General features: G+C 69.4%; 15 protein-coding genes. 9 read left to right on the top strand and 6 right to left on the bottom strand.

The window, feature by feature from the left end:
* Window positions 1-165: 165 nt before the first annotated feature.
* Window positions 166-915 carry a TetR/AcrR family transcriptional regulator gene (locus tag Pme01_RS30015; protein WP_203935981.1) on the bottom strand — a complete coding sequence of 250 codons (750 nt, stop codon included), beginning with the start codon at window positions 913-915 and terminating at the stop codon, window positions 166-168.
* A 98-nt stretch (window positions 916-1,013) separates the two neighbouring features.
* Here Pme01_RS30015 and Pme01_RS30020 point away from each other — a divergent pair, with 98 nt between their 5' ends.
* From Pme01_RS30020 to Pme01_RS30035, 4 genes are all read left to right on the top strand, one after another.
* On the top strand, window positions 1,014-1,967 hold the full coding sequence (locus Pme01_RS30020) for an ATP-binding cassette domain-containing protein (protein WP_168118232.1): 954 nt from the start codon (window positions 1,014-1,016) through the stop codon (window positions 1,965-1,967).
* Window positions 1,964-2,767, top strand: coding sequence for an ABC transporter permease (locus Pme01_RS30025; protein ID WP_168118231.1), 804 nt, complete (start codon window positions 1,964-1,966; stop codon window positions 2,765-2,767). The genes Pme01_RS30020 and Pme01_RS30025 overlap by 4 nt, the downstream gene beginning before the upstream one ends.
* Window positions 2,768-3,112: 345 nt before the next feature.
* On the top strand, window positions 3,113-4,342 hold the full coding sequence (locus Pme01_RS30030) for an alpha/beta hydrolase (protein ID WP_168118230.1): 1,230 nt from the start codon (window positions 3,113-3,115) through the stop codon (window positions 4,340-4,342).
* A gap of 99 nt (window positions 4,343-4,441) precedes the next feature.
* Complete coding sequence (locus Pme01_RS30035; protein ID WP_168118229.1) at window positions 4,442-5,533, top strand: tyrosine-type recombinase/integrase; 1,092 nt, start codon at window positions 4,442-4,444, stop codon at window positions 5,531-5,533.
* A 581-nt stretch (window positions 5,534-6,114) separates the two neighbouring features.
* Here the strand turns inward: Pme01_RS30035 and Pme01_RS30040 are convergent.
* Window positions 6,115-6,444: a hypothetical protein gene (locus Pme01_RS30040; RefSeq protein WP_168118220.1), complete on the bottom strand. Its 330-nt coding sequence runs from the start codon at window positions 6,442-6,444 to the stop codon at window positions 6,115-6,117.
* Window positions 6,445-6,565: 121 nt separating this feature from the next.
* Between Pme01_RS30040 and Pme01_RS30045 the strand changes: the two genes are divergently transcribed.
* Both Pme01_RS30045 and Pme01_RS30050 read left to right on the top strand, forming a co-directional pair.
* Window positions 6,566-6,769 carry a transposase gene (locus Pme01_RS30045; RefSeq protein ID WP_168118228.1) on the top strand — a complete coding sequence of 68 codons (204 nt, stop codon included), beginning with the start codon at window positions 6,566-6,568 and terminating at the stop codon, window positions 6,767-6,769.
* 179 nt (window positions 6,770-6,948) lie between these two features.
* On the top strand, window positions 6,949-7,209 hold the full coding sequence (locus Pme01_RS30050) for a transposase (protein ID WP_338090178.1): 261 nt from the start codon (window positions 6,949-6,951) through the stop codon (window positions 7,207-7,209).
* 76 nt (window positions 7,210-7,285) lie between these two features.
* Here the strand turns inward: Pme01_RS30050 and Pme01_RS30055 are convergent, their stop codons facing one another.
* From Pme01_RS30055 to Pme01_RS30070, 4 genes are all read right to left on the bottom strand, one after another.
* The gene (locus tag Pme01_RS30055; RefSeq protein WP_168118226.1) at window positions 7,286-8,170 is read right to left on the bottom strand and encodes a hypothetical protein; all 885 of its coding nucleotides are present in this window, start codon (window positions 8,168-8,170) and stop codon (window positions 7,286-7,288) included.
* A 56-nt stretch (window positions 8,171-8,226) separates the two neighbouring features.
* Window positions 8,227-14,487 (bottom strand): RHS repeat domain-containing protein, encoded by a 6,261-nt coding sequence (locus tag Pme01_RS30060; protein ID WP_168118225.1) that lies wholly within the window; start codon window positions 14,485-14,487, stop codon window positions 8,227-8,229.
* Window positions 14,488-14,578: 91 nt separating this feature from the next.
* Window positions 14,579-18,178: a LamG-like jellyroll fold domain-containing protein gene (locus Pme01_RS30065; protein ID WP_168118224.1), complete on the bottom strand. Its 3,600-nt coding sequence runs from the start codon at window positions 18,176-18,178 to the stop codon at window positions 14,579-14,581.
* 76 nt (window positions 18,179-18,254) lie between these two features.
* Complete coding sequence (locus tag Pme01_RS30070; RefSeq protein WP_239088548.1) at window positions 18,255-21,335, bottom strand: hypothetical protein; 3,081 nt, start codon at window positions 21,333-21,335, stop codon at window positions 18,255-18,257.
* Window positions 21,336-22,063: 728 nt separating this feature from the next.
* On the opposite strand from Pme01_RS30070, the gene Pme01_RS30075 reads away from it, so the two are divergent.
* From Pme01_RS30075 to Pme01_RS30085, 3 genes are all read left to right on the top strand, one after another.
* Entirely contained in the window at window positions 22,064-22,576 is a 513-nt protein-coding gene (locus Pme01_RS30075; RefSeq protein ID WP_168118222.1) for a hypothetical protein, read from the top strand.
* Window positions 22,577-22,642: 66 nt separating this feature from the next.
* Entirely contained in the window at window positions 22,643-22,936 is a 294-nt protein-coding gene (locus Pme01_RS30080; protein ID WP_168118221.1) for a hypothetical protein, read from the top strand.
* A 123-nt stretch (window positions 22,937-23,059) separates the two neighbouring features.
* A complete protein-coding gene (locus Pme01_RS30085) occupies window positions 23,060-24,094 on the top strand; it encodes an IS110 family RNA-guided transposase (protein WP_203935982.1) in 1,035 nt (344 codons plus the stop codon).
* The last annotated feature ends 183 nt before the right edge of the window (window positions 24,095-24,277 follow it).

Genomic DNA, 24,277 nt, shown 5'->3' on the forward strand with positions numbered 1-24,277 from the left:
GGGGTGCGTTAGCGTGGGCCACGAGGACCTCCAGGGTGAGAGCGGAACCTTCGACAAGCTCCACCTCACTCGGAGGTCCTCACCCTTTTCAAGATCTTGCTCTGTCACCAACGTCCATGGACAGAACACCTAGGCGGCTGTCGACGAGAATGCGTTGTCCGTCCGCTAACTCGGCTTCGCGCTCCGCGGTCCCGCATCGGGTCGCGTGCTGAATCCGTCGAGGAGGCGGTTCACGGCTCGTTCGAAGATCGCGTCGGCGTTCGGCGGTGGCGTGCTGGCGCCTTCGATGACGACCTGCGTGAATCGGGGGTACCACCCGCTCGCGATCATGCGCCCAAGGTAGGCGGCCATGCTCGCCTGGAACTCGTCCGCGCTGAGGCCCGCCTGCCGTTCGGCCTCCGACTGCGCGAGCTCCGATTGCACATAGGAGTGCACCACGGCGGTGAGCAGCCCGATCAGCTCCATCGCGGTGGAGGCGTCGAGGACGCGGTTGACGGCGGTCAGGATGAATTCGGTGTACCTCAGCGCGTTGGGGCCCATGAGTGCGACGGCGGGGCGCTGCGTCAGTGCCCGCGGCAGCCACGGGTGCCGCAGGGCGATGGTACGGCCCTGGCGGGCGAGCGCCAGGAGGACGCCGCGCCAGTCGCCCAGCGGCCCGGACGGTAGCTGGTACTCGGCACTGACCGCGTCGATCATCAGGTCGAGCAGATCTTCCTTGCCGTTGACGTAGTTGTAGAGCGCCATGGTGCTGGCGCCGATCTCGGCCGCGACTCGGCGCATGGACACCGCGTCGAGCCCGTCCGTGTCGGCGATTCGCACGGCCGCGGCGGCGATCTCGTCCCGGCTGTGCGCCGGCCGGGGCCCCCGGCCCGCTCGCTCGGGGCGCATCCAGATGAACGGCTCGGCCGCCGGCACGTCGCATCACCTCACCGAGAATCCTAGTTGCGTACACCGTACGTAGTGCTATAGCGTCCCAACTACGTACAGCGTACTTAGTATCGGGGGTGTACGTCATGATCGTCATGGATGGAGTGCACAAGAGGTTCGGCAAGGTCCAGGCCCTGTGGGGATTCGATCTCGCCGTGCCCGCCGGCACGGTCTGCGGCGTCCTCGGACCCAACGGGGCCGGCAAGACCACCGCCATGCGGGTGCTCGCCACGCTGCTCAAGCCCGATGCCGGCAGCGCCTCCGTGGCCGGGTTCGACGTCACACGCCAGGCGGACCAGGTGCGCCGCAGCATCGGCCTGGCCGGCCAGCATGCTGCGGTCGATGAACGGCTCACCGGCCGGGAAAACCTGCTTATGTTCGGCCGGCTCCACCACCTCGGCGGACGGGCTGCCCGGGCCCGCGCCGACGACCTCCTGGCCCGGTTCGACCTGACCGACGCCGCCGACCGCCTCGTGGGCAAGTACTCCGGTGGCATGCGCCGGCGCCTGGACGTCGTCGCCAGTCTCATCACCAGTCCGCCGGTGCTGTTCCTGGATGAGCCCACCACCGGGCTGGACCCGCACAGCCGCAACGCGATCTGGACGAGCGTCCGCGACCTCGTGGCCGCGGGGACGACCGTGCTGCTCACCACTCAGTACCTCGACGAGGCCGACCACCTCGCCGACGACATCGTCGTGATCGACTCTGGGTGCGCCATCGCCTCGGGCACGCCCGATGCGCTCAAGGCACAGATCGGCGCGAGGCTGGACGTCGTCGTCGCGCAGCCGTCCGCGCTCGCAACGGCAAAAACGGTCCTGGCGGACCTGCCCGCCGCGGCATCTGGCGCCGAACCGGCCACGGACGCCGACCAGCGCCTCGTCAGCGTGCCGGTGGCCGCGGATGCGATCTCCCTTACCGAGGTAGTCCGGGCCCTGGACGCGGCCGGCGTCGTGGCCGAGGACGTCGCGCTGCGCCGGCCGACCCTCGATGAGGTCTTCCTGCGACTGACCGGACGCGAACTCGAAGGGAGCCGAGCATGAGCACGCTGAACCTGCGATGGGAACTGGCCGACGGCGCGACCATCGTCCGCCGCAATCTCACCTACCTCCGACACGCCCCCGGCATGCTCGCTGTGATCGTGATGGCGCCGGTAGCCATGGTGGTGATGTTCGGCTACGTGTTCGGCAGCGCGATCGTCGTGCCCGGCAACGCCAACTACCGCGAGTACCTCATCCCCGGCCTGTTCGGGATGGTGGCGGTGAACCTGATCCCGATGATGGTCACCATGGCCCGCGACGTCGATCAGGGCTTCGTCGACCGGTACCGGACGCTGCCGATGGGGCGCGCCGCGGTCCCGTTCGGCATGACCGGCAGCCAGATCGTCCTCGGCGCGCTGAGTCTTGCGCTGATGGCGCTGTGCGGGCTGGCGGTCGGCTGGCGCATCCACAACGGATGGGGGCGCGCACTCGCCGGGTTCGGGTTGCTGCTGCTCTTCCAGTACGCGATGAGCTGGGTCGGCGTATACCTCGGACTGGTGGTGGGGCGCGAGGAGACAGCGAGTCAACTGTCGGCGCTGGTCTTCCCCGTGAGCATGGTGTCCAACGCATTCGTGCCGACCGCTGGAATGCCGGCCTGGCTGCGCGTGGTCGCGGACTGGAACCCGGTGAGCGCGGTGGTCGCCGCCTGCCGGGACCTCTTCGGCAACCTCCACGCGCCGGTCACGGCCGACGCGTCCTGGCCGGTAGCGCATCCGATCGCCGCGACCCTCGCCTGGTCGGTAGGGCTACTGCTGGTCTTCGTACCGCTGGCGGTACGCCGGTACCACCGCACCAACCGCTGACCGCTCCGCTGTCACCCACGGAGCGAAGACGGGACGCGCACCAACGCCCAAGCATCGGACGACCCACACATCCGACCGTCCGCGGAATCCGCGCCGGCCCATCCGATCCCAGCGCACAGATGGTGACCCACCCCGGGTGGGCCACCGTGTGCCCGACCAGGTGTGGACCAACATGGTCGACGCCGTGGCGTGCAGGCGGGGATCGCCGCCGGACGCGTCGGGGTTTGCCAGAGGAACAAGTCAACTGGCCGGCGCGCGGATCTTCCGCACGTTCCCCAGCAGTGCACCGGCGAGCGGGATCGCCCAGATCCCCAGAGTTTCACGACAGCCAGGAGGGACCCTCGCATGCCGAACACCACCACGAACCTGCCGGCCGACACGAGGCTGTCCCCGTCCCGGTGGCGGCGCCTCGTTTCGGTGGCGGTCGTTTCCGTCGCGACGCTGCTGGTCGGCGTCCCGACGCTCATCGTGCTGGGCACCTTCCTCCACGGCGTGCCCTACCTCGGCCTGGCATCCATCGTCGGCCCGCCGTTCGTGATCTGGTTGGCCGCCGCGGCGCTCGCCGGAGGCGCGCTGGCGGCGTACCGCTGGCGGCAGCGCCATGGTCATTTCAGCGCCACCCTCGCCATTCTGGCGGTGCTGGCCGCGACCGGCACGACCGTGATCACAACACGCATGACCGCTGCGGTCGAACATGCCGGCGCGGACATCAGCCTCGTCCGCGCCTTCGGCACCGGGTTTCCCAAAGTGACGCCGGACGCCGAGGCCAGCTACACGACCTACCAAGGCCAGCCGCTCAAGCTGAGCATCTACCGACCGGCCGGATCATCAGCGGGCTCCCGCGCGCCGGTGCTGTTCTACATCCACGGCGGCGGCTGGATCTACGGCACGCGCGACGATCGCAGCGCCGACCTGCGCTGGTTCGCCGACCAGGGCTGGCTGACCATCAGCGTCGACTACACCCTGTCCTCGGCTAACCGCCACCTCTGGGATGTCACCCAGGGCCAGATCGGGTGCGGACTTGCCTGGGTGGCACAGAACGCGCACCAGTACGGTGGCGACCCGAACCGTCTGTCCATCACCGGCGACTCCGCCGGCGGAAACCTCGCCATCAACACCGCCTACATGGCCGCCACCAAAACCCTCCCCTCCTCCTGCGGAGGCCCGACTCCGACGGTCGACGCGGTGTCCGCCGTATACCCGGCCGTCGATCCCGCCGACGTCTACCACAACGACGATGCGGCCCTCGGCAGCGCCGCCCGCTACCTGACCCGCGCATACACTGGCGGCTCACCTCAGCAGTTCCCCGACCGGTACAAGAGCGTCTCGTCTGCTGCGCACCTCAGCGACGCGACACCTCCCACGCTCATACTCGTCGGCGAGGCCGACCACCTCGTGCCGCCTCAGGGCACCTACCGCTTCGCCGAGCAAGCCAAGAATCGAGGGGTCGACCTAAAGCTCGTACGCGTTCCGCACGGCGACCACGCCTTTGACGCAGCAACGGGCAGCATCGGCGACCAGGCATACCGGCAGCTAACCGTCAAGTGGCTCCGAGATCACGGCCAGACGCCATGACGCAGCCGGACGTCGCTCAGAGGTCACAAGGCCACCGCACGGGCGAAAACGGTAGCGGCTAAAGCCTGCCCGTAGCCAGATCCCAGATGGAGGTGCGCCATGGCGTGGATAGAACGACACGGTTCGCACTACCGGGTCCGCTACCGGTACGCCGGCCAGACCATTCTGGACGGCCGCTACGATACCGTCGACGCCGCGCGTGCCCGAATCACCCAGCTCGATCACCTCAACCGGGCCGTGCGGCAACGCCTTACGACGCCGCCGACCCTGGCAGAGTGGGTCGCCGCCTGGCTTCCCGCGCATCTGGCCGGCGTGGCGACCACCGCCAAGTACGAATCGATGCTGCGGACACACATCCTTCCCGTCTTCGGCGACCACCGCCTCGACGCGATCACCCGCAACGAGGTCAAAGCGTTCGCCCGCGCCCTCGCCGACGACCTGTCACCCGTCACGGTGCGCAGCATCGTCACCGTCCTCGGCCTGGTGCTGCGCGAAGCGATCGACGAGCACTACCTGCTGTTCGATCCCACCGCCCGGCTCCGACTGCGCGACGGCCCCAGCGAACCGCGCCCCGTCGCCACCCCAGCACACGTCTGGCGCATCGCCGGGCGGATGCCCAACCTCCACGCCCGACTGCTGGCCTTCACGGCCGCCTACACCGGCATGCGCTTCGGTGAACTCGCCGGACTACGCCGCGCCCACGTGCACCTTGACCGTGCCGTTATCCACGTCGCCGCCGACAGCGGCGCCCTGCACGAGGTCGCCGGCCAACGTTGGCTCGGCCCACCGAAGACCAAAGCCGCCGTCCGCGACATCCGCCTACCGCCGTTCCTCGTCGACGGGCTTGCCCGGCTCCTGAGTGCCCACCCCTACGACACGGTCTTCTGCGCCGACACCGGCCGGTGGATGTGGCGCACCACCTTCGTCGAACGGATCTGGCGACCCGCCTGCGACGGCTGCCCGGACCGCGACTGGGAGCCGATCATCGAAGGCTTCCGCTTCCACGACCTCCGCCACACCCACCGCACCTGGATGGACGAGGACGGCATCCCCGAAGCCCTCAAAAGCCAGCGCCTCGGCCATCAACTGCCCGGCATCCGCGGTGTCTACGCCCACGCCACCGAACCCATGCAGCCGCCGCTGCTGGCAGCCCTACAACAACGCTGGCTCGACAACGGCGGGCACTGGTGATCACGAGGTAACCGGCACGTCCCCGACCAGGAGTTACCGTGGGAGCAAAACTGCTCCCACAAGCAAAAGATCGCCGATCCCTAAGATCGACGATCTATGCACTGACCTGCAGTTCTGGTGGGCGATACTGGGTTTGAACCAGTGACCTCTTCCGTGTCAAAAAAAAAACGAACGGTCCGCAGCCCTCTGACCAGTACTCATGCCAGGGACCGCCGGTCACGGCGAGATGATTCGAGTAGTCGCGCGGCGCTAACGGCCGTTCAGTGCGGTTGGGAGCGACCCGCTGCTCCCATTGTGCTCCCCCTGCCGTTGACCTGATTCGACCGTCAGACCGGCTCCTGGCGGAGCCGGCGTCGGCGCTCATTTCCAGCCGGGCCTACAGCACGAGGTCCAGCGCCCGGCGCCAGCGGTAACTGACGTCCGGGTCGGCGACGTGCGGCTCGCTCACCCGCATGGCGTTGGCGTGCTGAGCCATCGGCGGGTCGAACACCGGCGCCACACCATCCCGCCGCCGCGTACCGGTCGGATGGTGGACGGGAGATCCCGACCGCGCCGGACAGTCGGACCGTAACGAGAATCTTCTAGCGTCGTCGTGTCCGCGCCGCCATCACTGTCACGATCAGGACCGTCACGGATACGACGCCGACGGCTCGGGTGACGCGGTCGATGCGCTGTGCGGTGCAGTGCCGATACGCCGAGTCCCAGGACTCCTTGGAGTCGGAACTCCGCCACCGCTCCAGGTCGAGCGTCAGCGCATTGCCGCAGCTCTTCTTCTCGTGATCCCCGGGTCCGAAGGTGGAGATCGGCAGGGTCAGCAGAAGCGCCACCACGACAGTCCCGAGTAACGCGACCCACGACGGGTTCAGCCACGCGGAGTACCTCGGCTTAGCCGGTACGTCCTCCGTCGCCATCGGGCCGATGCTAGATCATCGATGGAGTACGGCCATACCTATAAGACCGTGTCTCGTTTGGATCTTGCGTGGGCTTGGGTCATGGCTATCCTTTGTGGACGGAGATGTCATCGAGACGTAGGTGCTTGACTCGTTGTGGGAGATCGCGGCACCGCTGATCCCGCCGGCTCGGACCCGCCCGCAGGGCGGCGGGCGGCGGCGTACCGACGACCGGCGGGTGCTGGCGGCGATCCTGTACCTGACCGAGGCCGGATGCTCGTGGTGGAAGCTGCCGACGCCCATGTGCGGCGTGACCCGGCCGACCGCGCACCGGCGGTTCGCCTAGTGGACCGCGGCCGGGCTGTGGGAGCGACTTCACCAGGCCGTGCTCGACCGGCTGGGGTCGGCCGGGCGGCTTGACTGGTCGCGGGCGGTGGTCGACTCGATCGCGGTCCGGACGGAAAAATGGGGGAGCTGACCGGACCAAACCCGGTCGACCGCGGCTAACTGGGCAGCAAGATCCATGTGGTGGCCGAGCGCAGCGGACTGCCGCTGTCGGTGCTGGTCTCGGCGGCCAACACCCACGACGCCCACGTGTTGGTGCCGTTGCTGGATTCGATCGCCCCGATCCGCTCGCGCCGGGGCCGGCCACGCAAGCGGCCGACCAAGCTGCACGGCGACAAGGCGTACAACAACCAGTACATCCGCGCCTACCTACGGAAACGTCGGATCCTGGCCCGGCTGGCCCGCAAGGGCGTGGAGTCATCGACCCGGCTGGGCCGTTAGAACCCTCGCCCCAAACATGGATCACAGCTGTCCCCACGACCATGGCACAGCCACCACGAGCACGCAGCCGACGATGTCAGGCGCTGGCGTCCTGGAAAACAATCCGACTGAAGTCCTGACCTGCCAGCCAGCGGGGCTTGCCCGGTGGCAGGACGGCCCGCAGCGCCTCGAAGACCCGCTTGACCCGCTCCGGCGTGTACTCCTCGGGGTCCTCCGTGGCCCGCAGCAGCGCGCCACCGGAGGCCAGCCCGACCACCTCCACGAAAGCTCCGCAGCCCCGGATGGCCTCGACACCGCCCAACCGCTCCACCAGTTGCGCCGGGACGACCGTGACCCACTCGTACCCACGCAGGTGCGTCCGGCTCTCGTCCGCCGAGTGGGTGACCAGCCGGCGCAGCGCGTTGTCGAGGTGGGAGTCGGGCGCCGCCATGTGCCGGTTGACCACCATCTCCCCGTACGCGGGATCCGCGACGTCGCCGACCCGGCGCATCATCTCCAGCATCGCGGGGATCGCCACGTCCAGCGTGCCCTGCGGCACGGTCATACTGACCCTCAGGTGGAGATGTTGGCGACCGACCCCCGGGGCCACGGGCGGGTAGTACCGGAAGGCGTAGACGTGCATCTGATAGATCTGGTCCAGCGACCGGTCCTCGTAGGACCACCACGCCGAGAGCTGGTACAGGTCCTCGGTGAGCCCGTCGGTCCACCGGGCCACCCGCACCGGCCGTGCCCTGCCGTCAAGATCCTCCTCGGTACCGCGCACCTCGACCCCCGGGGTGACGGGCGCCGGGGCCGCGAAGACGGGCAGCACCAGTTCGACCGCCGAGTCATGCCACAGCCGAAGGACCTCGGCTACCCGGGCGATGCTGTCGGCGTTGTCGAGGTACAGCACCGCCGCCAGACCATCCGGCTCCGGCCCACCATCGAACACCCATGACGGGGTCCGGGCCTCGTCATCCATTTCCGCGCCTTCCTGCCGGGACCTCATACGTACTCGCGGTCACCGCACCCGCCCGGTCAGGCGGCAGCGGGGTTCAAGATAGACCACAAGATACCGATGACGATGACGCCTGCGGTCGTGGCGGCACTGGCCACATCCTTACCGGAGACGTTCGGCGGGTCCCACTGCCAATGCTGCCGGTTGCCGGGGTCCGTCACGCAGCCCGGGCCGGGGCATGTGCCGTACGGTCCGGCAGGGTTGGGATGCGGGAGGACGCCGGTACCCGGTGGCGCCGGGGCAGTGGTCGGCACCCGCACCGGGTCCTGCACGGGGCGCGGTGCCGGCAGCGGCGTCGGGTGCGGCTCGGGAACCGGCACCCGCTCGGGCGGCGGCGGGGTCTTGGGAGCATCCTCCGACCCGTAGAAGATCAGGCCATCGGCCTCCTTGTTCCGAGGCTCCATCCAGATGTTGATCACTTTTCCGTCGCCGTAGGGAATCCCACTGATGGGCGGTAGCGTCGGCCCGGGGAGCACCTTGCGGTGGTCATCCGCCTTGATCAGCTCCGCCCGCTTCTCTCTGATGTACCGGTCGAGCTGCGTTCGACCGAGATCTCGGCCTCCGGCGTTGGCTGGCTTGACCTCCCAGATGTAGACGACATCCGGGCCGTCCAGGATCAGGTCAGCGACGCCGTCGTCGCCGCTGCCGTCACGCGCGGCCCGGGGGATGGTGTTCGCCTTCGTGCCACCCTCGCCGAGGTCGACGGTGATGTCTCCGCGCAGCCGGAGTGTGAGCCTGATAAAGACCAGCATCACGAACACGGCGGTGAGCACGAAGTTGTGCATCGACGAGTTGTCGCCGCCCTTCCTGCTCCCGCCGTCGGCGTCGGGCATCAGGCCGGTCGAGTCGCTGAGCGTCACCGGGTTGTTGCTGGCGTACGAGTAGCCGTGGATCTGTTGCGGATCGGCCAGGTCGACGATCGGGTCCGGGGAGACGAACCGGCCGATGGTCGGGTCGTACTCGCGGGCACCGAGGTGCACCAGTCCGGTGGCGTCCTGGATACCTCCGACGAAGCCCCGCTCGCTCGGCCAGACCGTCGGCGCGGCCCCGCGCAGGTCCCCGAACGGGGTGGTCCGACGGCGCGTGACCGTACCGGTCACGGCGTCGATTGCTAGGTGCGAGGTGCCGTGGTGGTCCTCGGCGAGGAACTTCATCCCGGCTACGGAGCGCACCGCGACGGTCCGGCCGCCGAAGGTGTAGTACCGCGTGGCGGTGACCGCCCTGGTCGCGTGGTCGAGCCGCAGTTCGGTGCCGGGCAGGTAGACCGTCGTGGCGCCCGACTCCTTGCGTACCAGCCGGTTGCCCTCCGCGTCATACACGAAGGTCGTCTTCGCGGTACCCTCTGTCACCCCGGCGAGCCGCCCGTCGGAGTCCCAGTCGAGGGTTTGCGACCGGCCCTCCAACTGGCGGCCGGTCGTGTTGCCCGCGCCGTCGTAGATGTAGGTGAAGGTTCGCTCGGCGCCCTGGCCGTTCTTCTCGGTGACCTTCTGCACCGTGTGCGGCTGGGCCTGGCCCGGATCGGGGTACGCGTAGTCGCGGGTGATGTCGGGCGCGCCGTCGATGCCGTGCCGCGTCTCGCCGGTCCGGTTTCCGGTCGAGTCGTACCCGTACGAGTGGTGGTATGGGGCCGGCCCGCCGACGCCGGTGGCGGCCGGTCCCCCGGCGCACGGGTCGTCCGCGGTACTCGCGCTGGTCCACGCCTCGGTCAGCCGGCGCTGCCAGTCGTGGGTGAAGCACTGGACGTCGCGGTCCCCGCCGGCCGGCGCGTCGACGATCGACAGGACGTTACCAGCGTCGTCGTACCTGTAGCTGGCGTCGGCGTCGACGGCCGCGGCGCCCTGCCGGTCCACCCGCGACCGGATCAGCCGGTTGGTGCCCTCCTCGTAGGTCCAACTCAGCCACGCCTTCTTGCCGCCGGTGTTGAGCTCCACCTGGAGCAGGGCCCCGGTCTGCGCGTACTTCGTGTCGGTGACGTACGTGGAGGCGCCGGTCATGCCGGTCGGCCGCTTGAGGCCGTCGTAGGTGTAGGTCAGTCCCTCCGCGAGCATCCCGGCGGCGGGGATGGCGGGCAGGCCGAGGCCCTGGACGGTGCCGTCGCGGTTGTAGGAGGTGCTGTACTGGTAGACGCCCTTGAGCTCGGCGCCGGCGTGGTCGGGGATCACGTACCGGGTCAGCAGCGGCCGGTAGAACTCGTCGCGGGTGGGGTAGACGACGCCGTACGCCTTGCCGTCGACGTAGCTGGCCGCCGAGTAGAGCTGTCCCTTGTCGACGGTGTCGTAGGTCCAGCTCCGCAGGCGGGTCCCGGTGACTGCCTCACCGAGGTAGACGTTGGTCTTGCGGCCGAGGGTGTCGTACGTGGTGCTGGTCTTGATCTTGCGCTGGTCGGTCGACGAGGTCAGCCGGTCCAGCTCGTCATAAGTGCGTTCGGTGGTACCCGAGTCCGGGTCCTCCGCCTTGACCTGCCGGCCCCGCTGGTCGTACGTGTACCGGCGGACGTTGCCGGCGGCGTCGGTGACGGACGCGATCTGGCCGGCCGGGGTGTACTCGTACCGGATCCGGTCGAACGGGCCGGACGGTCCGTCGCCCTTGTACTGCCACAGCTCCAGGGCATGACCGCGGGCGTCCATAATCGTGGTCTTCGGCGTGCCGCCGGCGGGCGGGTCGAGGTGGACGCGGTCGCCGCCGTATCCGGTGACCGTGCGCCAGCGCTCGTTGCCGGACACCGCCGTGATCTCGACGGTCACCCGGTCGGCCCCGTCGTACTCGTACAGCGTCTGGCCGTCGACCGCGCCGTCGTTGATCTTGGCTAGCACATCGCTCGGCGCGCCGAGCGCCTGGTACGTGGAGTTGGCCTTCGCGACCTTCCCGGTCGGCGTGTAGTACGTATCGGTGAGCAGGCGGGTACCGTCCGGCCCCTCCGTCTGGGTCTGCCGCAGCCGGGCATGCCCGTCGTACAGGTCGAACTGCACCGCGTACGTGCCGTCGGCCCGGACGTTCTCGGTGCGGACCGCGACCGGCGCGTCGGCGCGGTGGTAGTAGGTGTACTTGCTGGTCGGCGAGATGCCGCCGGCCTTGGACCGGTCGGCCAGCCACACGGCGGACAGCCGTCCCAGCGGGTCGAAGCTGAGGTCCTCGCGCTTGCCGTTGGCGTCGATCCGAGCGGAAAGCTCGCCCCACGCGGGGGCGAACTCCTTGGTGACCACGTGCCCCAGCGGGTTGGTCTCCCGTTGGATGGTGAGCAGACCGTCGATCTGGGTGTAGGACGTCGTGGTCGTTGCCCCGACGGCGTTTTTATCGGTCAGCTCCCGACCCCAGTCGTCGTAGGTGTTCTCCGACAGGACGGCGTAGGTGGCGACCGACCCGGTGTGGCTGGTAAGCCGGTCGACCTTGGTGATGTCACCCTTCACGGGCGCGGCGCCGAAGTCCTGCCCGTCGTAGTAGGTACGCCGGTCGTCGATCACTTGGGTACGCCGGTCCGGGGTCGCCGAACAAGCCACGCCCACGACCTCCACCCGCGTCACCCGCGACACGATCCACGCGCCGGTGTTCTCGGCGTACCAGGACCGGGTGCACTGGTCGTCCCCGGCGGTAGCGACGTCACCGAGGTCGTCGACCTGGGTGACACGCCCGTACGTGGGGTCGAAGCTGGTGACGCTCCTGGTTTCGCGCCAGCCTCCGCTCTCCAAAGCGGTGAGGGTGCGGACGGTATCGGGCCGCACGAACGTCGCGCGCCGCGTACCCCAGCCCTCCGACTGGGTATACGTGGTGTGCCGCCACGGCGTCCCAATCGTCTTCGTCACTACGTTCGACCCGTCGTAGACGATCTTCTCCAGCTCCAGGCCGGACAGTTCCGGGGCGTCCTGGTACATGCCGCCGGTCGAGTCCGCCACCTTGACCGCCCGGGTGCCGCCGGCGGGCAGCGCGTCGCCGTCCATGCCCCGAAAGAAGGTCTGCTCGGTGCGCGTGGTCATGACCTGACCGTCGCCGCGGGTGGTGCGTACCTTCTCGTAGCCGCGCCAGCCGCTCCAGGTGAGGTACTTCGTCTCGGTGATGCCGTCGGCTTCGGCCTTCCGCCATGCCGCGCCACCGAGGTACTCATAGCGGGTCACCATGTCCCGCGCGCCGGTGGTGCGGTCGGTCTCGACCACCTCGGCGACGACGTACTTGTGGAACCAGTCGGTGATCGGCTCGGTCAGGCTGTCCGACGGGTGCCACTTCACCGGGAAGCACCGCCGGGTACTCTCGCCCGGCTGCGGCAGGTTGTCCGCCGCGCAGTCGGCCGGGGCGTACGTCACGTCGAGTTGCGCTCCGGAGTCGCTGTAGACGGCCGCCAACCGGAAACGGATCAGCGGCGAGATGTTGTCGCCCGGCCGGTCGATGCGGTTGGGTAGTTGCTTGCCGTGCAGTTCAACCGACGGGATCGTCGCGGTGCCGGCCACCAGACCGGTGTGGGTGATCTTGCTCAGCCATAGGGTCCTGCTGCCGTCCGCGTTGTCGGTGAACAGGTGCGTCAGCGCCCAGGAATCCACCGGCGACCACGCCGAGCCCGAGCGGATCTCCGTCTTGATCTCGACGTACCGCTTGCGGCTCCAGAACGTCGGTGACGTCTGCTGGATGCCGCACTTGGTGTTCGCGGCGCAGTTGCGGTCCCAGGGAACGTCCGGCCACGACGACGCGGTGGCGTTGGTGAGGCTGCCGGGGTCGCAGGTGACCGACCCCGACGGCAGGCACCGCTCGGCGACCACGAACTGCGCCCGGGCCGGTGCGTTGGTGGAGTAGACGGCGTTGTGGCGCTGCCCGTAGTCGATCCGCTTCAGGTAGCCCGCCCGGTGGTAGGCCGTACCGTTGACGTCGGTCTTCGCGCCCCGCGCGTAGTAGTTGGTCTCGCGGTCGTAGTAGTACGAGATGACGTTGTCGTGGGTGTCCTTGACGTAGTCGAGGTTCCAGCGCCACGCCTGGTCGCAGTACGCATTGGCGAACGTGTCGTTGTAGCAGGGCTCACCCGAGTCGTCGCCGTAGACCGGCACCGTCCAGGTCGAGGCGGTCTCCTCCTTGCCCGCCGACCAGCCCGGTAGCCGGTTGAGGCCGAGGAAGTACTGGGTGCCGTCGGGGGCGGTGACCTTCCAGTGCTCGCCGTCGTTGTCACCGTTGGTGGCCCCGGTCAGCCGCTCGATCTTCGAGCCGTCGTCGACGGCGAGCTTCCACTCATCGTCGTTGACCCGGACCAACTCGCTCGACCGCCCGCCCAGCACGAGGATCGCGTTCTGGCGCGCCCAGCAGAGATCGCCGACGTCCTTGTGACCGTCGTCCTTGCAGGGCTTGTAGCGCCGCTCGAGGTAGCCGGGTTCGTAGGCGAAGCCCTCCCCTAGGCCGGAGCCCTGGTTGTTGGTGGCGGAGGTGTGCCCGTCCACCGTCTGGGAGGAGTACCCGAGGGTGATCTCCGGGCCCAGACCGCCCGGCACCGGCGGGGTCCGCAGCGGGTACGACCAGCTCAGGCCGCCGGAGGAGGGGGTCACCGACCACTGCGACGACGGGCTGAGCTTGGTAGCCGAGTAGCTGCCCTGCGCCGAGTCCTCGGCCGCCGCCAGGGCGTACACCGCGGGCCGCGAACCGGCCGAGGCGAGGTCGAGCCGGGCGGTGACGGTGTTGGCTTCGGCGTTGTTGGCCGTCTCCACCACCTGCGCTGGCTCGCAGGGCCCGCCGGCCCGGCCGTCGAGCGCACACTCCGGTAGCCGCAGCAACCGCAGCCGGGCGCCGTAGTCACCGCCGAACGCGTCGGCGAACGACCGGTAGTTCACCGTCACGTCGGCGGTGGCCGGTGGCCCCCCGGAACCCGCGGGCCCGAGCCGCAGGACCGGACCGTCGACACCGACCCGCGCCGACGTCGCGTGGTCGAGCACCTCGACGCGCAGCCGCCCGGCCGGTGCGGCACCGTCCCCGACCGGGGTCGCCGACACGGTCAACCCGCCGACCTGCACCGCCCGCCGGGTGGCGAGGTCGACCTCGGCGGCGCCGGCCGCCGGCCACTTCGCCGCGGGCGGTTGCGTCACGGCGGCGGCGCGGGCGGCGTCGGCTTCCCGTGCCTTCACCGGCAACGTCCTGGCCCGGGCGGGCTCCCGGCCGCCTGAGACCGCCGGCGCGCGTCCTGCCGCCAGATGGCCGCCCATCTCCGGCCCGATGTAGAGGAGGTTGGCCGTGACGACGCAGGCCATGGCCCATGCCACGGCGCGCTTCGGCCGGGAGCCGAGGATTGCGGACCTTACGAAGACACCGGAGAACACGACGACTCCACGAGGTGAGAGCGGCATGAGGGCACAGCTGTCGGGTACGGCGTGCCGGCCTGGCTCACGACCGGGTCGGCACGCCAGGGACTCACAGGTCGGGCTGCTCGGTCAGGAGGGCGAGTCGCTGCACCATGGTTCGGTCAGCCGCACCCTCGTAGACACGCACGTCGTCGACGACACCGGAGAAGTACTGGCCCCAGGCACCGTCCACCAGCGCCCGTCCGACCTGGAAGGCACCACCGGCCTGCCACACCTCGTTGTGCGGCGCCTGTGCCGAGTCGGCCAGCTGCCCGTCGACGTAGAGCTGCATCTCGTTGGTGAAGGCGTTGTAGACGACGACGAGGTGCGTGCCGGCCGCCGTCGGCGCGGGGTACACCTGGTTGTCCGTGGCCGTGTCGACCACGGACCCGTCGCTGTCCGACTTCGACATCACCAGTTGCCACCGGTCCCCCGCGCCGCAGCGGACGATGAAGCCGCTGGCACGGGTACCGGCCTGCGACAGCACGGCCATGTCCCGGCCGCAGCCGGCACTGGCCAGCCGGACCCGCGTGCTGACGGTGAAGCTGTGGTCGGTGTTCGCCACTGCCGAGGAGGTCGACGCGTAGTCGTCGACCCCGTCGAGCTGCAGGTGCCCGGAGCCGACCAGCGCCGGCTCGCCGAACGGGTCCTGCTCGACGTCGAGGCGGTACAACGAGGCACCGCTCTGCAGGGCCAGTTCCTGTCCGCCGGCGTACTCGGGGCTCAGGCCCTCGCTGGCCTCGTTGAGCGGCCAGTACGCTCGGCGGTTCGGCACGAGGGTGTACAGGTCCTCGACCTCACGCGCGACCACGACCCGGTCGAAGAGGATCACGTCGGAGATGTCACCCACCCACGGATCCGTGTACCCGCTCCTGGCCGTGGCCCGGCCGATCTGCACCGCGCCACGGGACTTCCACGCCGTCCGGCGCTGCCCGCTGGCCGATTTGGTGCCGTCGTTGACGTACAGCTTGATGCCGCGGGTCTCCGCGTTGTAGACCGCGACGAGGTGCGTCCACTCGTCCTTCACGGCCGGCCCCACGGACACCGACCAGGCGCCGAGGGAACTGATGTCGGTCGTCGGCAGCCGGAAGATCCAGCTACGGGCATCGGCGTCGTACCCCAGGGTGAAGCCGGGCTCACCGGAGCCGTCCTGGCTGACGGCGACCCGGTCGCGGGTGTCGTCGGTCAGGCGTACCCAGGCGCTCACGGTGAACGACGTCTGGGTCTGCACCAAGCCCGCGCTGTCGGTACGGAGGTAGCTGTCAGCGGTGCCGGTCAGCCGGGCCGCGGCGTCGCCGGTACCACCGGGGCCCGGTGCCCCGAACGCGACCCCGCCTCCCGCGGTGGCCGGATGCGCTACCGGGCCGCCCGCGTCGTCGGCGGCCGCCGGGCCACCGCCCTCGTTGAGCGCCCACCGGCCGACCGGGGGCCGGGTGGCGACCCGGAAGTGACAGATCGCGATCGTGCTCTTCTTGTTGGCCTGGTCGACCGCCTGCACGGTCACGAAGTTCGGCCCGTCCCGGTCGGGCATCCACCGAACCGAGGCCGGGCCGCCGAGGCTGGTCGGCGTCAGCTTGTTCGCGGCGGACGGGTTCTGGTTGAAGCCGTACCAGTACTCCTTCACATCGGTGGCCGCGGAGTCGAAGGTGAAGGTGCCGTACACGCCGACGCTGCCGCGCCAGACCTCGTCGGGCGCGCAGGCGTACGTCTGCTCACCCGCGTCCGCGGGCAGGTACTCCGGCGAGTCGATGTCCGGGGCCGTCGGTTGGGTGTTGTCGTAGATGAACTCGCACCGGGACTGCCCGGAACTCCACGGACCCCACGCCGTGCCGTCGCTCGCGCGTACCTCCCACCCGATCGTCACGTTCTGCGGCAGGTCCGACGGGGCCGTGATGCTGAACGTCGAGCCGCTCACCTTCATGGGCGTGTCGTAGAACCGGGAGACGGTTGGGGCGTCCGCGGGCCAGAAGATCCGGAAGCTGCCGTACACCTGCTCGGCGTGGGCCGATGAGTGGTCGGGGTCGCGGAGCACCGCGTACAGCTGGGGTGGCGCGTCGACGTACGGCCGGTTGGCACCCGTGATGCACGCCCCGCCCGGCGACATGGTCAGCTCCGACGTGTTCGGCCGGTCCGGCGCCCGGTTGTAGTTGACGGCGAGGACCGCGTTGTCACAGAAGCGCTTGACGTAGGTGATGTCACTCTCGTTGTCGGCCTTGATCCCGAACGTCGTCGTCGACGAGCCGTTGTTGGCCGCCTCCCGCACCGCCGCGGTGGCGTTGAAGCCGACGTTCTGGTTGGTGGCGGTGCACGACGCCTGCTTGGCCGTGGGGCTCTTGCTCTCCTGGAGGGCGGCACCGGACCAGCCGCTCCCCCCGGGCTGGTTGGACCAGTTCGTCGCGGAGCTGATGCCGCCCGCAGCGCGGTACAGCGACGCCGACCGCGCCGAGGAGTTGTACGTGTGGACCAGGGTGACCCGGAACTCCGCACTGATGATCGACTTGCCGGCGTACGGGGTGGGCAGGGCGTAGAAGAGCCGCTTGACCAGTGAGCTGTTGCAACTCTCCGGGCACTTGCCGATCCGCTCGTCCCGCTTGCCGGCGAACTTCCAGTACTCCTCGGCGGGGTACCCGCTGTCGACCATCGCCCAGGCGGAGTTGCTGGTCGACTCCCAGACCGGATCGATGTAGACCGGCCACCGGGTGCCGGCGTCGGTGAGCATGGACCTGTCGGGGGTCAAGACGAGCTTGCCGCCGCCCACGCGTACCCCCAGCTTGGCCACGCGCGCGGAGTCAGGCGGAGCCTGTACCGCCCGGGAGGTACCACCGTCGCTCGCCGTGGCGCCGAGGGGCGAGCCGCTCGGCGCCGGGCCGAACGGGGTCCCGGCTGCCCCGGAGGTCCCGGTGCCGGCCGGAGCGCCGGAGTCCCACATGGTCGGCTCGCCGCTTTCGAACACCGCCCTGTCGGTCGCCCGGTCCACCGCCGCGAGACCATCGCCGGCGGCCTTGACTTCCAACCCCTCGGTGTGGAGGGCGAACTCCAGCGCAGCGAGCTTGGGGTTGCGGGCGGCCTGGGCGTTCTTGACCACAAGGACGTGGGAGAAGCCGGCCGGCCCCACATTGACCACCAGGTCGACGCCGGGAAGTACCTCGCCGTACGTGGCGCGCGGCCCGTCGAGGGTGGGTGTGGGAAGGCGTGCCGGCCAGCGCAGCGACATCCGGCGACCGGCGCGGTCCGCCTCCAGCAGCGGTCCGTCGCCACCGCCCGACAGTTTCAGCCCGATCACCGCCGCCTTCGGCGCGACCGAGCCGTCGGCCTGCTTCACCAGGGTCGCGTCCACCGGCACCCACCTGCCGCTGCGGACGGTCCATACCGCTTGCGCATGTTCCTGGGCGGTCAGTGTGCCGTCCGGGTTGGCATAGACCTCACGCCGTTCGCCGCGGAGCGCGAGGATCTCCACCCGTACGCCGTCGGCCTTGGCGGCCGCAAGCGCCTCCGCCTCGGTGTCCCGAACCGGGCCGTCCTTCGGAGCGGCTGCGGCCGAGGTCGAGGGTGCCGGCGCCGGTTGCCGCTCGGGCTGGGCCTGGACCGGCTCTGACAGGCCGGCGACCAGTGTCACCGCCAGCCCGAACGCCAGCAGCCAGCGCCGCCCCCGCCAGTGACCAGTGCCCATCCCGTCCTCCCCAGTAGTCACGCACACCGTCATGTCCGCGTTCACCGCGCCCGCGTTCACCGCCGCCACGGCGCGGTCAGCCGATCGCCGCGCCGAACGCGACCCCACCCGCCGGGACACCGCCGGCACCCGGCCGCCACACCTGCCGCGGGGTCGCCGTACCGGCCGCGAGGTCCGGCCACGCGATCACGTACACCGCCTGACCGCCGTACGGGTTCGCGAGGGTGAGCCCGCGGCTGGAGGCGGCGAACGACAGTCCCAGAAGCTCCTGCTCGACCGCGGATCCGGGCAGCCCACCGGAGCCGTGCTTCACCGTGAGATCGTGCTGGCCCGGTTCGGCCTCCAGCCCGAAGACATGGACCGAACCAGCGTCCACAAGGGAACCGAGGTCCTCACCCGGTGCGGCGACAACGATCTTCACCGTGTCCGGAGTGGCGACATCGTCGGGTGCGAGGTTGACCACGGCGACCTTCTCCCCGAAATAGTCGCCGTCTTCGATGGCTCCGTCGAACCCGGCGGTGGCCTGCGACACGTCCTCCATCTGAGTCAGGCCGGTGGTGGTGACCTGGAATCGCATGAGCACGCCGGCGTCGACGACCGGTGGATCCGAGCCGATCGTCAGATCCTCGCCGGGGACGCCCACCAGCAGCACAGAATCGGGCTGACCGACGGGCGCACCGGCCGCGCGGTACGGGGCGAGCGCCACCGACTTGCCCATCTGGTCGTCGGTCTCCGACCCGCCCGACACCCCAGGCGAGTCCTGGCTCACGCTGACCACCAGCTTGGGCAGCCCGTTCAACAGGTCGTGGCTGTAGACGCTGACCGCGCCCGCGAACGTCGCATTACCGACCGACTCACCGGGCCGGCCCGCAGCGATGTGGTACGGCGAGCCGCTGACCGAGTAGCCGAACCGGTCGTCCTGTTCGTTGGCCTCACCCGCGCCGGCGGTGCTCTGGTCGAGGGCGACGTTGAGCGTGCCCCGGATGTAGTGCACGAGCCCGGCGTCCATGACCCCGCCGAGGTCCTCCCCCGGAGCGCCGATCACGAGGTACGACTCCCCTGCCGCGGTGCGCCCTGCGGCGACCGAGAACCCGAACCAGTCCTTGGCCTCCGCGGTGTCCGGTACCGCCGTCTGGTCCTGGTGCAGCGTCACCGAAGCGGGCCCCTTGGCCAGCCCGGCCGGCGAACCCAGCAGCACGTACACCGAGCCGACGTCGGCCAGGCCGTTGAGGTCCTCGTAGGGCGTACCGACGGCGAGGTCGGCACACCCGTCGCGGTTGGCGTCGTAGGTGGCCAGAGCGGTACCGAACTGGTCGCCGGCCTCGGATCCGCCCATCACCCGCGCATTGGACTCCGTCACGGTCTGCACGATGCCGGTGCCGCCGTAGACGATGTGGACCTGACCGGCCTTCTCCTGTCCGTTGACGGTCGCCTCCGGGTCGGCGATCGCCGTGTCGGCGACCCCATCGCCGTTGTAGTCGCCGTCGACACCGCCGGCGCAGCCGTCCACCGGGGGCGCGAAGTCGTACAGGGTGAACTCGCACCACGACGACGTTGAGGTAACGGTGCCGTCGGAGGCGAGCACCCGCCAGCGGTAGGAGCCCGCCTGCCCCAGGGCTCCGGCCGGAATGGTCGTGGACGCTGTCGCCCCCGAGGCGACCCCCGTGACCGTCGCCTTACCGATCGGGGCCGAGCCGGTGAGCGTCCACCACTCGAAGGTGACCGACGCCGCGGTCGCCTCCGCGTCGGTCACCGTCGCACTGAGGGTCGGCGCCATCGTTTGCAGGGTCGGACGCTCGGCACCGGTGACGCACGGACTCGACGGCGTCGTAGCGCGGGCGGTGACCTCGGGGTAGGAGTTGTAGGTGACCGAGGCGATCGGATATACCGAGGTCACGGTGTTGTTGGCCGATCGGAACTGCTTGAAGATATTGCTGTCGTTCTCGACCGAGGTACGGATGCCCATCGGAGCGACGGTCAACGAATGGTCGGCCGCGTACTGAAAAAACAGACGGCCGTCCACAGTGACGGCGCCGTCGTCACAGGTGCTGTCGTAGCCCTTGGTCTGCGTCGACGTGCCGGACGGTTGGTCACCTGGCACCGAGGGATCTCCGTCGTACCACTGCGGTTGGTCGTCCCACAGAGTCGCCGCGGCGGCCGGTCCCGTCGGCCAGATCTCCCAGGCGTACGGTACGCAGGAGTTCGACCACCAGTTCCACAGCTGCACCGTCGACGCGGTGATCTGCTTACCGACGAGCGGCCCGGTGTTCCAGTGGACGAAGCTGCGCGCCCGCTGTCCGCTGGCTAGACCGGCCCAGAGGTCATTGTTCGTCGAGTTGGCGGTGGTGTCGCCCTCCCGGACGTAGGTGTCGAAGGCGACCGACGGCGCGGGGCTCAGTACGGGGTCGATGATCACCGGCCAGGCGGTGCCAGGAGCGGTCATCCACTCCAGGTCGGGCAGGAGTGCGAACTGGACGCCACCACCAGCGGCCGCCGACACCCGCGTGCGAATGGCGGTCTCACGCCCCGGCTCCCCGGTGGAGGACGGCGGGCGCGAGTCCCACATAGTCGGCACGGGTATCCGCGCCACCTCGGCGCCTGCACCGTCGCGCAACACCGTCGCCCCGTCACGGTCCGAGGTGTGTCCGGCGAGCCGGTCTCCGGAAAATCCGAGATTGACCTCCCGGACGAGGTGCGCTGCCGCCGCGGACTTCACCACGAGGAACTGCTCGATTCCGTCCGTGGTCGCCTCGACCACCAGGTCGATACCGGGTAGCGCGTCCGCGTAGGTGGCACGGTTGCCGCTCAGCGCCGGAGCCGGCAGCGCGCCCCTCCAGCGCATCGCCATCCGACCCGCGCCGGACCGGACCGAAGCCAGCTCGTGCTCGCCCGGTGGCAGCGCACCCGCGATCCGCGCGTCGTTGGGGTGCGCGCCCGGCACCACCGACCCGTCCGCCTCGCGCCGCAACGTCAGGTCGACCGGCACCCAGACGCCACCCTTGCGTATCCGGACCACTCCGGCAGCGATGGTGGCCTTGAACGACCCGTCAGGCTGCGCCCAGACTTCGGTCGTCTCCGAGGTACGACTGGTCACCTGTACCGGCTTGCCAGTTGCTCGGGCCGTCCGCGACGCAACGGCATCCGCGGACATCGCCATCGCATGACCCGAAGCACCGAGACGATCGGCAAGACGCGTACCGGCATCTCCGCCCAAGACAAAGAGGGCGCCTGCTGACGTGACGGCAGTAACTATCGCCAGGCACGCGCGTACTTTTGTCGCCACACGACTGACCACGCCGCTCTCCTCTGTCCTCCCCAGGTGTGGACGGAACCCTAAGGGCAGCAGACAGAAATATGCAACTGCCTTAACAGATTGCAAGGACAGCAACGACATGTCCACCCAGAACGGCCACAGAGGAAACTCCGCGTGATCATCCTTTGTAGACGTCGGATTTTTCGGCAGCGGTCGTATCGGGATCCTCACCCCGATCGAGTGGTAGCAGTGTGCATAGTGGAATCCACCCAGCAGACGGAGCCCGCTGAACCTGAGGCAGACCACGATGTCCGGCCGAAAGGGCCACTTCGCCTGGCTGAGCCGGGTGGACGAGCAGGCCCGTCAACACCCTCAGCACGGCGGTCCGGGAGCCCCGTCTTCCCGCTGCGCCAGCCATGTCGTACCCAACTCGGCTTGCCGCAGGTGCAGGTGCCGCCGCGAGATCTCGGTGAACACGGGATGGCTGACCGTTCGACGAGCCCGTTGCATCGACATCCGAAGATGATCGAGCACGCCGCACCGGCTCAGCGCGCCGCCCTACTGCGCACAAGCTCGTGCTCGATGTCGAAGAAATCCGCTGAACCAACGCTGCAACCACTAGGACGGCTTGAATGCAGGCAACCCTCCTGGCGGGCCTCGCCGGACTGATCGGAATCATCCTCGGACGACTGTGGGACACCCGCTCGGAGTCCCGACGCTGGCGCCGTGACCAGCGCATGCAGAGCTACCAGGCAGTGGCTGGTGAGTTCTACCGATATCGGGAGGCCATCCGCGAACTGGGCCACACAGCCCGTCCCGGACAGGAGCATGACGAGAGATCCGCCGAGGTGCACCAGCTTCGTACCGACTGGAACCGGACTCTCGCGGCGCTTTGGCTACACGGTTCCGAGCGAGCGGTGCAGTGCGCGCTGGCTGTCGACCACCAGCTCGCCGAGCTCCGCATACGCGCGACGGCGGCCGTCATCACCGACGAGGACTGGCCGACGCGGCGCGAGCCAGCCCAGATGGCATACGACAACTTCATAGACGCGATCCGACACGACCTCGCCCTCTCACCGCTGAAGTCACTACGGGCCGGCGCTGCGCGCCGCTCGGCGCCACCACCGACCCAGCCGGCCCAGTGAGTCGGCGACGCGCCGGCAGCCGTGATCCTGTCGACGTGGCAACCCGCGTGATCGGCGTAGCTGAGGATGGTCAGCGCGCACAGGCACATCCGGTGGTACTGGCCTGACGACGAAATTTGGGACTGGGACGAACTCGATGCGGACGGATGGTCGCTGCGACATGTTGAGACCCGCGGCATAGACAGCGCCGTCCTCGCGGCCGCATCGCTAGTCGAAGTGATCGCCACGCGCGACGCCGGCGGCATCGACGCGGTGCGTGCGGACGAAGACGCGTACGGCGTTATACCGGAAGACCCGGTGGAGCCCGGATCGGACGCTGACCAACAGGTCGTCACCGTCAATTGGTTGGAGTCGTTGTAGCAGCGGGCGCGACGACAACTCGCGGTGTGAGCCCTTGATGGGATGAAGGAGCGGGGCCTCGCTCCTCGTGACGCCCGGCGGGATGCTCGGGGTGCTCACATCTCACGGTGAAGGAGGCCCCTCATGCACGCAGACTACGACGGCCGGCAGATCGTGGGTATCGACCTGCACCGGCGCCGGTCGGTGATCGTGCGGATGACCGAAGCCGGACAGGTACTGGACACGGTGCGCATCACCAACGACCCGGCCACGCTCGCTGCCGAGATCGCCAAGGCCGGCGAGCACCCCGACGTGGTCTTAGAGGCCACCTACGGCTGGTACTGGGCCGCCGACGTGCTCCAGGCCGAAGGCGCCCAGGTCCATCTGGCGCATCCGCTGGGCGTCAAGGCTTTCACCTACCGGCGAGTCAAAAACGACGTGCGCGACGCGGCCGACCTGGCCGACCTGCTGCGCATGGGCCGGCTGCCCGAGGCCTACGTCGCCCCGCCGGCCGTGCGCGAACTACGGGAGCTGGTGCGCCACCGGGCCAAGCTGGTGGCCTGGCGTAGTGGGCTGAAAGCCGGCGTCCACGCGGTGCTGGCCAAGCAGGGCCTGCACATCGCGGTGTCGGACCTGTTCGGCCTCGGCGGCCGGGGGCTGCTGACGACAGCGGCGCTGGACGGCCCGTATCGGGCCCGCGTCGACGCCTGCCTGCGGTTGATCGATGCGGTTGACTTCGAAGTCGACACCGTCACCCGCCAACTGCGCGGCCGACTGGCCGACCACACCGGCCACACCACCATCCAGGCCATCCCCGGCGTCGGACCTATCCTGGCCGGGGTGTTCGTGGCCGAGATCGGCGCAGTCGACCGGTTCCCCAGCGCGATGAACCTGGTGTCCTGGGCCGGCCTGACGCCCAAACACCGCGAGTCCGACACCACCGTCCACCGCGGACCGATCACCAAACAGGGATCCGGCCTGGTGCGCTGGGCCGCGGTCGAAGCCGCTCAGAAGATCCCCGCCTCCGCCGGCTGGCTGGTATCCAGCCGGGCCCGCATCGCCGAGCGGCGCGGCCGCAACATCGCCACCGTCGCGGTGGCCCGCAAGCTGCTCACCCTCGTCTACTACGGCCTGCGCGACGGGCACATCCGCGCCCTGCAGGCCAAGACGGCGGTGTGAGCAGGTCCGGACGTGACCGGGCTTGCGTGGTCGCCTGGGGGTCTGACTCCCGTCGGCCGACGGCGCAGCCGCCCCTTTGATTGACCCCGACCCGGTCACGGTCGCAGACCACCATGCCCACACAGGCGAATGGATGACCGGCAGCCGAACCTCGGACTGCCTCCGGCATCGGCCCGGAACCCC

This window comes from Planosporangium mesophilum (genome assembly GCF_016863255.1).
In the GTDB taxonomy this organism is placed as follows: domain Bacteria; phylum Actinomycetota; class Actinomycetes; order Mycobacteriales; family Micromonosporaceae; genus Planosporangium; species Planosporangium mesophilum.

What these genes read in the sequence shown, in the direction of transcription:
- Pme01_RS30085 (WP_203935982.1), top strand. Translation starts at nt 23,060, where the DNA reads ATGCACGCAGACTACGACGGCCGGCAGATCGTGGGTATCGACCTGCAC.
- Pme01_RS30070 (WP_239088548.1), bottom strand. Translation starts at nt 21,335, where the DNA reads ATGGCGATGTCCGCGGATGCCGTTGCGTCGCGGACGGCCCGAGCAACT.
- Pme01_RS30030 (WP_168118230.1), top strand. Translation starts at nt 3,113, where the DNA reads ATGCCGAACACCACCACGAACCTGCCGGCCGACACGAGGCTGTCCCCG.
- Pme01_RS30025 (WP_168118231.1), top strand. Translation starts at nt 1,964, where the DNA reads ATGAGCACGCTGAACCTGCGATGGGAACTGGCCGACGGCGCGACCATC.
- Pme01_RS30080 (WP_168118221.1), top strand. Translation starts at nt 22,643, where the DNA reads ATGGTCAGCGCGCACAGGCACATCCGGTGGTACTGGCCTGACGACGAA.
- Pme01_RS30075 (WP_168118222.1), top strand. Translation starts at nt 22,064, where the DNA reads ATGCAGGCAACCCTCCTGGCGGGCCTCGCCGGACTGATCGGAATCATC.
- Pme01_RS30035 (WP_168118229.1), top strand. Translation starts at nt 4,442, where the DNA reads ATGGCGTGGATAGAACGACACGGTTCGCACTACCGGGTCCGCTACCGG.
- Pme01_RS30040 (WP_168118220.1), bottom strand. Translation starts at nt 6,444, where the DNA reads ATGGCGACGGAGGACGTACCGGCTAAGCCGAGGTACTCCGCGTGGCTG.
- Pme01_RS30065 (WP_168118224.1), bottom strand. Translation starts at nt 18,178, where the DNA reads ATGGGCACTGGTCACTGGCGGGGGCGGCGCTGGCTGCTGGCGTTCGGG.
- Pme01_RS30055 (WP_168118226.1), bottom strand. Translation starts at nt 8,170, where the DNA reads ATGGATGACGAGGCCCGGACCCCGTCATGGGTGTTCGATGGTGGGCCG.
- Pme01_RS30020 (WP_168118232.1), top strand. Translation starts at nt 1,014, where the DNA reads ATGATCGTCATGGATGGAGTGCACAAGAGGTTCGGCAAGGTCCAGGCC.